This window comes from Epilithonimonas sp. UC225_85 (genome assembly GCF_042695135.1).
In the GTDB taxonomy this organism is placed as follows: domain Bacteria; phylum Bacteroidota; class Bacteroidia; order Flavobacteriales; family Weeksellaceae; genus Epilithonimonas.
Map to the genome: position 1 here is coordinate 2824512 of NZ_CP170547.1, position 13121 is coordinate 2837632.

Consider the following 13121-nt stretch of genomic DNA (forward strand, 5'->3'; position numbering starts at 1 on the left):
AAATGATTTTAATTAAATCCTATGGGTTTTTTACTCTAAAATTATTCTTCTCTCCGCTATGCATATTCCGCAGATTTTCGGCTTCAACATCTTTTGCGGAACGTTTTACAAAATCTCTGATTTCTGCAAAATCTCTTGACATAATTTCCTGATCCGGAATTGTTTTCGCAAATTTTACCAGGTCGCCACGAAGAAAAATATCCTCTACAATTTTTTCATTTTCCTGAGAGATTGCGTTGGTCTGCTTCATATAGATAATCAAATCATCAGTTAACAAAACATCGGCAGGAATCTGATATTGTTTGGTAATAAAAGCTCTGGAAATCTCAATCAATTCAACATAAAAAGCTCGGAAATTCTCATTCTCGATATAATTTTTCTTTCTGAGTTTCTCAAGGTCTTTCAGAGTTTGATTAGTTGTCACAGCCGGACTGCTTTTTTGTCTTCTCCCATATTTTACAATCCCAATGATTAGTATTATAATTGCAATAATGATTAAAGCAAGGAGCAAGTAAAATTTATAAAGTTCCCAGTAATCTTTAACATTCAGATTCACTTCCTTATTTTTCATAATGTCATTAATCTGATCACCTTTTTTGGCTGTGTTAATGACTTCAACTTCGTAAGGAATCGTTTTCAGGATCTTGTCTCCGACTTTAACTTCGATTTCCGGAATTGTGAATTTACCTTCCTGAAAAACAGCAAATTTCACCGATCTGAGATAAATGTCTTTTTGGATCGCAATACTGTCATTCACCATTTCAAAATGAAAAGGAAGCAATTCATTTCTCGCCGCAATCTGAACATCTTTACCTTCAAGATCCAAAATTTGAATCTTAAAAACCGCTACTTCACCCAATGCCAAAGTTGTTTTATCCAGACTGGAGGATAAGGTTTGTCCAAAACTAAACGAGGAAATTAAAATGAAAAACGAAAAAAATCGCTTTAAAAATTTATAATACATTGAATAATTATAGGATTAACGAATTAAAATAGCATTTTTGTCTTTCCGTAGGAATCGAAATGCCGAGACTCTTTCAAAATGACAAATATTATATTGATGGATTACTATAAATTCCATTTTATTTTTTAAAGTATTGATACAGAAACTTACTGTAATCATCTGAAGTTTTGAAATCTAAAAAATGAGCGGAAGAATTCTCAAATTCATCCTTAATGTGCTTCATCTTCTTTTTTTGCTGTTCGGCAAATTCGTATCGCCATCTTTTGCTGGAGGTATTAGCCCAAACCTGCTGACCTGTTTCCGCATCGCGAAAAAGTGCGTATCCGATATCCGGAATTTCCATGTCTTTTTCATCAAAGACACGAAGCCCCAGCAACTGATGCTTTCTTGCAGTTACATTCAGGATTTTCTGATCAAATTCATCTTCAAAATCAGAAAACAGAAACACCAGAGATTTTCTCTTGAAAACGCTCATCATATAATTAAAAGCCGAATCCAGATTGGATTTTGCAGGCACATAATCTGCTGTCAAAATATTACTAATGATTGATAAAACGTGTTTTCTGCCTTTTTGTGGCGGAACGACTTTCAGAACTTTGTCTGCGTAAAGAATCAACCCGACTTTATCATTATTTCCGGCTGCAGAAAATCCGAGTGATGCGCAGATTTCTGCAACATACTCACGTTTCAGCTGTGTTTTTGTTCCATAATCCATCGAGGCAGAAATATCCACCACAAGCATCATCGTAAGCTCCCGCTCTTCCTCCATCACTTTTACGAATGGTTCCCGGAAACGCGCTGTCTTGTTCCAGTCTATCCTGCGGGTGTCATCGCCAAATTGGTATTGCCGAACTTCAGAAAAAGTCATTCCCTGCCCTTTGAAAGCGCTGTGATATTGTCCCATAAGCGATGCTTCCGTCTTCTTGCGGGTCCGGATTTCTATCTGCTTTACTTTTTTGACAATATCTTTTATCTGCACTTTAAACTGAAGTTTTTTTGTCGGTCATCGGTTGATAGTTTTCAGACATCTTGGTTTTTTCAAAAACAATACGACAACTGACCACTATCAACTGATTAACCAAATTTAAGTTCGACTCCTACGGAGTCGCCTCGAAATATGAATTTTTTCTACAAACATTTCGTTCCTACGGAACTCTATAACTTTTTAACTTAAAAATTAATTTCCAATTTATGGCGCTTGTATCTTCGCCAGAATTTTATTCACAATATCATCCTGAGTCACTTCCTCAGCTTCAGCTTCGAAGCTTAAACCAATTCTGTGTCTTAAAACATCTTTAGCAATTTCTTTTACATCTTCCGGAATTACGAATGCTCTTCCTTTGATAAAAGCGTAAGCTCTGGAAGCAATTGCCAGATTGATACTCGCTCTCGGCGAAGCACCAAAACTGATATAATTTTTAATTTCGGAAAGTCCGTATTTTTCAGGATAACGGGTTGCAAAAACCATATCCAGAATATATTTTTCTATCTTTTCGTCCAGATAAATTTGATTGATAAGTTTTTTGGCTTCAACAATTTGATTCAGGTCCACCACTTTTCTGATTTGCGGAATATCCTGTGTGGAAACCATTCGCATCACCTTTCTCTCATCCTCGAATTCCGGATAATCGATTTTACACTTCAGCATAAAACGGTCGGTTTGGGCTTCCGGCAAAAGATATGTCCCCTCCTGATCGATTGGGTTTTGAGTTGCCAAAACAAGGAAAGGTTTTGGCAACGGCATGGTTTCGTCGCCAATTGTGACTTGTTTTTCCTGCATCACTTCGAGAAGTGCAGACTGCACTTTTGCCGGTGCACGGTTGATCTCATCTGCTAATACGAAATTCGCAAAAACAGGACCTTTTTTGATACTGAAATCATTATCCTTAACATTATAAATCATCGTACCGACAACATCTGCCGGCAAAAGATCCGGCGTAAACTGAATTCTGGAAAACTTTCCGTCCACAGCTTCCGCAAGGGTTTTTATTGCTAAAGTTTTTGCCAGTCCAGGAACACCTTCTAAAAGGACGTGCCCGTTTCCAAGAAGCCCGATGAGTAGTCGGTCTATCATATATTCCTGTCCGATGATGGCGCGGTTGATTTCCTGTTTGAGGATAGAGAAAAAATAATTCTGTTCTTTTACTTTTTCTGTAAGTTGTCTGATATCTTCTGCTTGATTCAATTCTGACATATCAATTAATAAAATAATTGGTAAATTTCACATAAAATCCAGCAATACCAAACATAAGAATTGCCAATCTTGCGTTAAATATTTGTTAAAAGCAAAATCTATATAAAAAATTGATAAAAAGACGTTAATAATAGAGTGTTATTCACATTTTTCATACATTTATACATTAAATCAAAATTTTAAAATGAATTATCATTTTTCCAATCATAGACAGATCCGTAAAAACCTTTTAAATATTTTACAAAATACGTCAGAAAAAGACCTTCTTACAATTCCAGATGGATTCAATAATAACATCTACTGGAATATTGCACATTGTGTGGCAACACAACAACTCCTTTGTTATTATCTAAGTGGGAATCAATTTCGGATTGATAAATACTGGGTTGAAACTTACAAAAAAGGAACATTTGCAAACGTGGATGTGAAGCAATCTGAGATGGAAGATCTTGCTTATTTGTTGATTGAAACTTCTAAGATTTTGATGAAGGATTATGATGCAGATTTCTTTCCGGACTATACGCCATATTCTACCAGTCTGGGAATTGATCTAAAGAATATTCAGGATGCGATTATCTTCAATAACATGCACGAAAACCTGCATTACGGCTATATTCTTGCACAGAAAAGAGCGTTGATTGCAGAAGGTTTAAGCTTGTAGAAAATGAATCTCAAATTCCTTTTTCCTGTTTTCCTTTTAGGGATTTTATCATTTTCAAAATCTGAGAATGAGAGATTTCAATATTATAAAGCCATCAGCAAAACTCAGGATATTGATGTCATTTATCTAACGTGGGAAGACACAAATCTCCCGAATTTTGTAAAAGTCTCTGATTACAAAAAATACGCTGACAAAGCCGAGTTGTTTGAACATTGTTTCTATGTAGATTCTAAAGATCCAGAAAAAAGGAAATTCAAAATTCCGGTTACGACGGATAAGCTTATCAAGAAAATCCCTTTAAAAATCAAAGGAAAATTCTTCAAAACCAAACAATTTGATAACACATTTCCTACACCGCTTTTTGAAGATTACAGAAAAACTGGTGATTTGAAATTCAAAACTGAAAATGATGAGTTTTTGGTTTTTGTTTTGGATTAATTAAAAAAAAACGCTTCCCAGATATTTGAGAAGCGTTTTACATTTATTCTTTAATAAACTTGGTTGTCTGTTCTTTTTCTTTTGTTTTAACCTTTAATAGATAATTTCCTTTCGTCAGATGAGAGACATCTATTTTGGAGTCATTTATTTTATTTCCTGTTGTTAATTTTCTTCCATCTAAAGAATAGATTTCGTAATCGGAAATTGTTTCATCGCTTTTGATGTTCAGAATATCTTTTACAGGGTTTGGATAGATTTGAATATTTTCTTTTTCAATGTCAGAAACTGATAGTAGATCTTCGCCATTTATTCGTACGATTTGTTTTTTACTGATTCCATTAAATGAATTGAAATATCCACAGACTAATATTTTACCATCGGGTTGCAAAATCATTCTTCTAACTTCACCACCCGTATCAAATAATTTGTCTATACTTCCATCTGCCTTCAGACGATGAAATTTACTGGTTGAATAAAAATTCCCGTTAGTTAAAATTTTTCCGTTTGGCAAAACAATAGCAGAATTGGCGCTGGCTGAATTATTTTTTACAAATGTGGTATCCAAACTTCCGTCGGTATTAAGACGTGCAATTCCTCCAGTTTCAACATTATTAAAAGAAGTAAATCCTCCACAAATTATTACTTTCCCGTCTGGCTGTACTGTCATAGTATAAATTGGAATATTGCCACCTGAACCAATTGGGTTGAAGCTTGTATCCAGACTGCCATCACTGTTTAATCTTGCAATAGTTCTTCTGGAAATATTATTATAAGTACTTGTATAACCACCAATCAAAACTTTACCATCATATTGTAAAACTACTGAATTAAGATAATTATTTGACCCAATTCCTGAGTCAAAAGTTTGGTCTAGCGTCCCATCAGAATTTAAACGTGTTACTCTTCCTCTGGAAATCCCATTATATGATCCAAAATCCCCAGCAATCAGAATCCTGCCATCAATCTGCTGAGCAATAGAATAAACAGCATTAGAAGGTCCAGAACCCGCAATATTAAAAGAAGTATCTAGAGTCCCATCTACATTCAGTCGTGCAATATAATTTTTTTGAATATTATTGAACTGTGTGAAATCTCCGGTAATAATGATTTTTCCGTCTTGCTGAATAATTAGATTAAGAATCCTTCCTACAATACCTGAACCTGGATTAAAAGTTTGATCTATTCCCCCATCAGAATTTAATCGTGCAATACCTTTTCGTGCAACACCATCATATGATGTAAAATCACCTGCTACTATAATTTTCCCATCTGTCTGTAAACCCATTGCCATAATATTATAACCATTAGGTCCTACACCTGTGTTAAAATTAAGATCAACACTTCCATCCTGTGCTGATAAAATGATGCTTAATACACCAAAAAAAAGTAAAAATAGTTTTCTCATAGGTTATTTGTTTGGGCGAAATTATAAAATAATCGTAAATATTCTGATATATTAAATAACTAAAATCAAAAACCTTACTTTTGCAAAACAAAATCTCATTAATGAATCCAGAGAAAAAAGACGATTTCATATTCGGTTTGCGACCAGTAATGGAAGCCCTAGAAGCCGGAAAAACCGTAGATAAAATATTTTTACAAAATGCGCTGACAGGCGAAATTTACTTCGAACTGAAACAGCTTTTGGCAAAACATAACATTCGTCCTAATTATGTTCCCGTAGAAAAACTCAACCGTTTCACGAGAAAAAACCACCAAGGTGTGGTTGCTTTCATTTCAGACGTTCCATTTCATAAAATTGAGGATGTTTTGCCTCAGCTTTTTGAAGAAGGAAAAACACCTTTCATTTTAATTCTTGACAGATTAACCGATGTTCGAAACTTCGGAGCGATCTGTAGAACTGCTGAGTGTGTGGGCGTCGACGCCATATTGATTCCTGAAAAAGGTGGTGCACCAATTAATTCTGATGCGATCAAAACTTCCGCCGGCGCCATTTATAATATTAAAATCTGTAAGGAAAAAAATCTGGCACATTCGGTAGATTTTCTTCAGCAAAGTGGAATCAAAGTGTTCTCTGCAACAGAAAAGGCGCAGAAATTGATATACGATGTCGACTTCACAGAACCGTGCGCCATCGTGATGGGAAATGAGGAAACTGGAATTTCCAAAGAAGTGCTTCACCATTCGGACGAAAAAATAAAACTTCCAATAGAAGGTAAAACCCAATCCCTGAACGTCTCTGTAGCGTGTGGCGCCATTCTTTATGAAGCCGTGAGACAGAAAATAGTTGTTGGCTGATAATTATTAGTAGATAAAATATCAATTATCATTCATCAAATATCATTTATTATAAAATCAATTATGAAAAAAATAACAGCGCTTGCGCTAATTGCAATATTATTGGTCGCTTGTAAAAAGGAAACAAAAACCATTACAAGAGTTGACCCAAAAACAGGAAAAACCGAAACTGTAACTGTAGAAGTTTCTCCGGAAGAGGCTTCAAAACCGAAAGCGATTGCTGACAGCAGCGGCGTTTACAAACAGAAATTCATTCTGGAAAAAGGCGTGACCTATCCTTTGGTTTCTTATCAGAGAGAGATACAATCCCTGAGTACACCAGATGGAAAAACAATGTCGGGAACCAATGAAACAACGGACGAAATGTCTGTTACAGTCAACGATTTTAAAAACAACATTTACGATTTGACCCTGAATATGACAGGAAAAAGGATGTCAAATTCAGCAAACGGAAAAACAATTGTTATCGACACCAAACAAGCGGCTCCAAAAGAGGAAGGTCTGAAAATGGATTATCTTGTAAGCAAAGGATTAGCAGGTAACAAACTGAATGTAAAAATGGACGTTTACGGGAACATCAAAACAGTTTCCGGATTTGATGTTGTTTATAACAATCTGAAAAAAGCCATTGCCGGAACCGTGAAAGACACAAAACAGCAGGATGCTTTTATCCAAAGCTTCAAAGCTGGTTTCAATGAAGAAATGATGAAAGAACAATTGGGCAAAAACCTGAAACTCCTTCCTGCAAAAGGGGCGAAAATCGGCGACAAATGGACAGATTCCGAAGATATCGTTCCGGGGAAAGTAAAACAGAATTTAACTTTCACCTTAACTAAAGTCGAGGACGGAAAAGCGGAAATCACCGTAACTGGAGTAATTCCTTCAAAATCCGACAAGCAAACCCAAAACGGAATGACACACACAATGAGTGTTGGCGGAACAGAAAGCGGAAAAATCATCATTGATGAGCATACAGGCTGGCTTCTGAACCAAAATCTGAGCATCAAAACTACTCAAAAAGAAAGCGTGACAGATGGCAAACAGACGCAAAGTATGAGCAAAAACTCTACAACGTCTATCATCATAAATCCTTCTTATAAATAGATTTTAAGTATTAAATAAAAAATAAGGAAATGAAGTACATTTTCGAATTCGTCTTAGCGACTATCATTATATTTTTTGTCTGGAATATATTGAAAAGATTGTTTTTCAATGCATTTTACAAAAACTTTCCAACCCTGAATCCTAAGAATCAACAGGAAAACGAACACCCCGGTTCGAAAAAAATGCCTGAACCTAAAGTAAAATGGGATGCAGAAACTGTAGATTACGAGGAAATAAAGGAAGATAAAAAGCAATAGTCCAATTGCGACATAAAATAAACACAAAACCTTTCAGATTTTTAAGTCTGAAAGGTTTTTTAATATTAAATTTGAAATTTAAAATTTTAAAGCCAATTTGTAATTGATTTTTATCTAATATCTAAAGTCTAATATCTAACCTCTATTTATGTTCAAGAACAATAAAAATCTAATATTTATCCTTGCAAGTTTTGTCGTTTTCATCCTTTTGGCGGTGGTTTATGCCAATCCTGTCATTTCAGGAAAACGACTGATGCAGCATGACATTGTTTTCTACAAAGGCGGCGCAGAAGAACTTCTTCAATACCGAGCCAACAATGACAAGGAAACCTATTGGAGCGATGCAATGTTTGGCGGAATGCCAACTTACCAGACCGGAGCGCAATTCCGTGGCGATGTCATCAAGAAAATAGACGATTTGTTTTTGTTCCTTCCAAAACCTGCAAATTATCTGTTCTTATTGTTTGCCGGATTTTTCTTTTTGGGAATAGTAGCAGTTAGGAATTGGAAATATGCTTTATTAGGTGCAACATTCTTTGGATTGTCAACTTATTTTTATATCATCATTGCGGCAGGACACAACGGAAAAGTACATACAATTGCTTATTTTGCACCACTTTTAGCTGGAATTCTCTTAGTTTATTTCAGAAAAAAATACATTCTCGGGTTCATCACCACTACCCTTTTTATGGGGCTTCAGATTTGCGCGAATCACCCGCAGATGACTTATTACCTCTTCCTTGGATTAGGATTTTTGTTTCTTTCTGAACTAATAAGAGCCATCAAAGGAAAAATAGAATGGAAACATTTCCTTATTTCCAGCGGAATCGTTGGTGTCGCAGCCATCATCGGTGTTGGAATGAACTCCCAAAGAATTATGGCTAACGCAGAATATGTGAAAGAAACCGTTCGTGGAAAGCAAATTCTGAACACAGATTCTCACACTGCCGGAAAAGACGGGATGGACAAAGAAAGCATCACAATGTGGAGCTACGGAAAACTGGAAACCCTTAACCTATTCATTCCGAGATTGATGGGAGGTGCAAGTCAGGAAGAGGGTTCCGACAAAATAATGGAACACATCCAGGAACTGGCTCAGGAAAATATCAAATCCCAGCAGGAATATGATATGATGACAAAAGGTTTTGGAAGCCCAACGTATTGGGGTGACCAGCCAAGCACATCCGGACCAGCTTACCAAGGTGCAGTTGTTTGTTTCCTGGCGGTTTTAGGATTTTTCTTTGCAGGAAGGAAGTACAGATATTGGATTATTGGAGCATCAATCCTTACGGTTTTCCTAGCTTGGGGAAGTAATTTTTCAGCTTTAACAGATTTCTTTATTGATTATGTTCCGATGTACAATAAGTTCCGTGCGCCATCTTCTATTTTGGTGGTTGTGGAATTTCTGTTTCCTTTTATTGCCATTCTTGGATTGTATAAATTCTTTACGGATGATTCTTCGACTCCGCTCAAAATGACCGAAGACTATAAAAAGAAAATTTTACTTTATGTTTCGGGAACCGTTCTCGGAATCACATTAATTTTGGCTCTGTTTGGTAAAGGAATTTTAGGTTTTTACACAGCAAATGAGAAAACTTATCTTCCGCCCTATTTACTGGATTATTTGGTTGACGAAAGACTGAAAATGTTCCGTACCGATGCTTTCAAAGCAATTGTTTACGTGTTAATTACAGCCGGTGCTCTATTCTTAGGATTGAAGAAAAAAATTAATATTAATGTTGTCTTATTAATCATCGGATTCGTGAGTTTGTTTGACCTTTGGACCGTAAACAAACGTTATCTGAACGATGATAATTTCGTTGATAAAACCTTCGCCGATTATCCTTTTCAGACCGAAAATTCGGAATATCTAATGAGCAAAGCCGGAAACGACACTTTTGTTCAAAGTCTTCTTCAACAGACCGAAGTTAATAAAGCACTTCAAACCATTGCCGAAAAAGACAAAGACCATTACAGGATTTTCAATAATGTTTTAGGAACTTTCAGCGAGACGAATACTTCTTATTTCAAATCTTCAATTGGTGGTTATCACGCGGTTAAATTGAGACGTTACGATGATTTAATCAACAAATATTTCTCAACAACAGACCAGGTAAAAACCATCAGAATCCTGAATATGCTGAACACCAAATATTTCTTAGTTGGCGACCAGCAAAAACCGGAAATTACACCAAATCCTGAAGCCAACGGTAGTGCGTGGTTTGTTTCTGATATCAAATTCGTGGATAATCCAAACGAAGAACTGAACGAAACCGGAAATCTTGACACCAAGAAAATTGCTGTGATTTCCAAAGGTGATAAAGCCTATTTCAACGGAAAAAATCTGGCAAAAGACTCAACGGCGTTTCTGGCTTTGAAATCTTATCAGCCAAACGAATTATCTTTTGATTCCTCTTCCAAAACACCTCAATTGGCGGTGTTTTCCGAGGTTTATTATCCGCACGGCTGGAATGTTTATCTGGACGGAAATAAGGTAGATTACATCAAAGCGAATTACCTTTTGAGAGCACTTTATGTCCCTGCCGGAAAACATAAGATTGAGATGAAATTTGAACCCGCTGTTATCGAAACAGGGAAATTATTTTCTTTGATAAGTTTTGGATTGTTTGTTATTTTGAGTTTGATTGGGGGTTATTTTCTGTTTAAAGAATCTAGGAAATCTGAGGTTGCGGAAGCTTAATTAATTTTTAAAAAAATGAAAAAAGTCTTTTCAAATAACGTTTTTAATTGGATATTAATAATAATTTCTGTCTTAAATTCAATTGATAACATTTATCTTTTAAGCAAGGAGTTTGAAGATCTAAATATTCTATTTTTCAGAATCGTTGTATTTACAATTTCCTCTTTATCATTTTTATCATTTTTCATTTTAAAACTTAATAAAGAGTTCTATTCACGATTATTTATTTTAGCAAACTTAATCTTATTATCACTTTTAATATATTATAGCTTTATAGTTGACAAATTATTATATTCAGTAACAAGAACAGATTTGGTTTCGAATCCAGCTATTCATATAAAATTTTTTATTGGAATTATTTTGTTTTACTATTCAATTAAATTCTCTCAAGAATCAATAACCAAAAGACAAAGTGATTATGGTTTGATGATTATACTTTTTGGTTTGTTTTTAATCATTTTAAATTTCACTAAGGTTTTTGATTATACATCAGGAAATTTTTCTTTGATTGATTTTATTATTAAACTTTTCCTGAGTGCTGGAATAATTTTTATAGGAAACAGATTGAGATTAAGTAAATTGAAATTCAAAGCTTCGATTATTATAACAATAATTCTGGCAGTAATCTGTGGAATGATATAGAAAGATGAATTAATAAAATCGAAAAACAAAAAAGCAACCCAAATTGAGTTGCTTTTGTTTTTTGCCTGAAAGCGGAATTATTTTCTGATTCCTAATTCAGCGATGATCGCTCTATATCTAGAAATTTCTTTCTTCTTCAAGTAATCAAGAAGAGCTTTTCTCTTCCCTACCAATTTCACTAGAGATTTCTCTGTTGCAAAATCGTGGCGATTAGCCTTCAAATGCTGAGAAAGGTGGTTGATTCTATAAGTGAATAGAGCTACCTGTCCTTCAGCGCTTCCTGTGTCATTTGCAGATTTTCCGTGCTTTGCGAAAATTTCTGACTTTTTTTCTGGTGTTAGATACATTCCAATATTATTTAAATGATTATTATGTAATTCGGGTGCAAAGATATGATTTTATTTGGGATTAGAAACTGTAATTAAAAGTTTTTATCGCAAAGATGTAAGTTTTATTTTTGCAATGTTTAAAGTCGCAAAAAATACAGCATTTAACTTTGCGACTTTTAGCATTTAATTTGTAAATAATTTTGCGCCTTTGCGATAAATTAATTCTCCTTAAACAAATATTCTTTCACCAATTCAAAATCCGTTGAAAACTCTATAGATTGCTTTTCTTTCCGATTGAAAGCTTCCAGTTTTTCAGGGATTTCAACTTTCTCTTTTAAAACATCTTCTACTACTTCCACAAACTTAGCAGGATGAGCCGTTTCCAATAAAACACCAACAAAATCTTCACCTTTTTTGTCACTCTGAGCTTGTCGAAGAGTTTCTAATCCCAAATAAGCAACAGCGCCGTGCGGATCCAAAATATAACCAAATTCATTCTTCACTTTTATCATTGTTGACTTCGTTTCGTCATCAGAAAAAGAATACGACTCAATTTCCTTTTTGAATTCTGAGACATCATCATTAAAAAGACTTTTCATTCTTTCGAAATTACTTGGATTCCCAACATCCATTGCATTGCTGATGGTCTGTTTTGATGGTTTGGCATTGAAATTTCCTGTTTCGAGGTAGTTTGGGACAACATCATTGGCATTGGTTGAAGCGATGAATTGATGGATCGGCAATCCCATTTTCTTGGCAAAAAGTCCGGCAGTTAAGTTCCCGAAATTTCCACTCGGAACTGAAAAAATAATTGGTTTTCCTAATTTTTGAAGTTGAGCAAATGTCCAGAAATAATAAAACGACTGAGGAATCAATCTGGCAATATTAATGCTGTTTGCTGATGTCAAGGTGAACTTCTGGTTCAGTTCTTCGTCTGAGAGAATTTGTTTTGCCAAAGCCTGACAATCGTCAAAAGTTCCATCGATTTCCAAAGCTTTGATATTTCCGCCCCAAGTTGTCAATTGTTTTTCCTGCAATGGACTCACTTTTCCTTTTGGATAAAGAATATAAACCTCAATTCCGGGAACATTGAAAAATCCCGAAGCAACAGCACTTCCTGTGTCGCCGGAAGTTGCTGCAATCACTTTCATCGGTTTCCCTTCTGAAAAATAAGCCATCATTCTTGCCATAAATCTAGCCCCAACATCTTTGAAAGCCATCGTAGGTCCGTGGAATAATTCGAGGGAATAAATATTGTCTGAGATTTTCACAGCCGGAATTTCGAAATTCAGAACTTCATCGATGATTTCTTTCAAATTCTCATCGGAAATAGATTCGCCGAGAAATTCTTTTGCAACTCGGAAACCAATTTGTTGAAGTGTGAGATTTGGTAAATTTTCAAAAAAATCAGCTTCCAATTGCGGAATATATTCGGGCATAAAAAGTCCGCCGTCATCTGCCAAACCTTTTAAGATGGCTGTTTTAATGTTGGTTTCTTCTTGTTTTCTTGTTGAGATGTATTTCATTCTAGTTTTTTAAATGTTTGAAAATTGAACACAAAGTGCACAAAGA

The 13121-nt window shown here is 35.2% G+C and carries 13 protein-coding genes; 7 read left to right on the top strand and 6 right to left on the bottom strand.

Features of this window, described 5'->3' with window-relative positions:
* Window positions 1-19: 19 nt before the first annotated feature.
* The 3 genes from ACFJGY_RS12870 to ACFJGY_RS12880 all read right to left on the bottom strand — a co-directional run bounded on the left by ACFJGY_RS12870 (window position 20) and on the right by ACFJGY_RS12880 (window position 3158).
* Window positions 20-964, bottom strand: a complete 945-nt coding sequence (locus tag ACFJGY_RS12870; protein ID WP_379964517.1) for a BatD family protein — start codon at window positions 962-964, stop codon at window positions 20-22.
* A gap of 118 nt (window positions 965-1082) precedes the next feature.
* Window positions 1083-1943 carry a DUF58 domain-containing protein gene (locus tag ACFJGY_RS12875; RefSeq protein WP_379964519.1) on the bottom strand — a complete coding sequence of 287 codons (861 nt, stop codon included), beginning with the start codon at window positions 1941-1943 and terminating at the stop codon, window positions 1083-1085.
* A 210-nt stretch (window positions 1944-2153) separates the two neighbouring features.
* Window positions 2154-3158, bottom strand: coding sequence for an AAA family ATPase (locus ACFJGY_RS12880; protein WP_379964521.1), 1005 nt, complete (start codon window positions 3156-3158; stop codon window positions 2154-2156).
* Window positions 3159-3342: 184 nt separating this feature from the next.
* On the opposite strand from ACFJGY_RS12880, the gene ACFJGY_RS12885 reads away from it, so the two are divergent.
* Window positions 3343-3819, top strand: a complete 477-nt coding sequence (locus tag ACFJGY_RS12885) for a DinB family protein (protein ID WP_379964523.1) — start codon at window positions 3343-3345, stop codon at window positions 3817-3819.
* Window positions 3820-3822: 3 nt separating this feature from the next.
* Window positions 3823-4257, top strand: a complete 435-nt coding sequence (locus ACFJGY_RS12890) for a hypothetical protein (RefSeq protein WP_379964525.1) — start codon at window positions 3823-3825, stop codon at window positions 4255-4257.
* Window positions 4258-4300: 43 nt separating this feature from the next.
* On the opposite strand, the gene ACFJGY_RS12895 is transcribed toward ACFJGY_RS12890, so the two are convergent.
* On the bottom strand, window positions 4301-5662 hold the full coding sequence (locus tag ACFJGY_RS12895; protein ID WP_379964527.1) for a T9SS type A sorting domain-containing protein: 1362 nt from the start codon (window positions 5660-5662) through the stop codon (window positions 4301-4303).
* A 101-nt stretch (window positions 5663-5763) separates the two neighbouring features.
* Between ACFJGY_RS12895 and rlmB the strand changes: the two genes are divergently transcribed.
* From rlmB to ACFJGY_RS12920, 5 genes are all read left to right on the top strand, one after another.
* Complete coding sequence (gene rlmB / locus ACFJGY_RS12900; RefSeq protein WP_379964529.1) at window positions 5764-6516, top strand: 23S rRNA (guanosine(2251)-2'-O)-methyltransferase RlmB; 753 nt, start codon at window positions 5764-5766, stop codon at window positions 6514-6516.
* 63 nt (window positions 6517-6579) lie between these two features.
* Window positions 6580-7620 (top strand): DUF6263 family protein, encoded by a 1041-nt coding sequence (locus ACFJGY_RS12905; RefSeq protein ID WP_379964531.1) that lies wholly within the window; start codon window positions 6580-6582, stop codon window positions 7618-7620.
* A 29-nt stretch (window positions 7621-7649) separates the two neighbouring features.
* Window positions 7650-7877, top strand: a complete 228-nt coding sequence (locus ACFJGY_RS12910) for a hypothetical protein (protein ID WP_379964533.1) — start codon at window positions 7650-7652, stop codon at window positions 7875-7877.
* Between the two features lie 148 nt (window positions 7878-8025).
* Window positions 8026-10578: a YfhO family protein gene (locus tag ACFJGY_RS12915; protein WP_379964535.1), complete on the top strand. Its 2553-nt coding sequence runs from the start codon at window positions 8026-8028 to the stop codon at window positions 10576-10578.
* Between the two features lie 15 nt (window positions 10579-10593).
* Window positions 10594-11220: a hypothetical protein gene (locus tag ACFJGY_RS12920; protein ID WP_379964537.1), complete on the top strand. Its 627-nt coding sequence runs from the start codon at window positions 10594-10596 to the stop codon at window positions 11218-11220.
* 77 nt (window positions 11221-11297) lie between these two features.
* Here the strand turns inward: ACFJGY_RS12920 and rpsO are convergent, their stop codons facing one another.
* A complete protein-coding gene (rpsO, locus tag ACFJGY_RS12925; RefSeq protein WP_379964539.1) occupies window positions 11298-11567 on the bottom strand; it encodes a 30S ribosomal protein S15 in 270 nt (89 codons plus the stop codon).
* Window positions 11568-11767: 200 nt separating this feature from the next.
* Window positions 11768-13075 (bottom strand): threonine synthase, encoded by a 1308-nt coding sequence (gene thrC, locus ACFJGY_RS12930; RefSeq protein ID WP_379964541.1) that lies wholly within the window; start codon window positions 13073-13075, stop codon window positions 11768-11770.
* Window positions 13076-13121 lie beyond the last annotated feature (46 nt).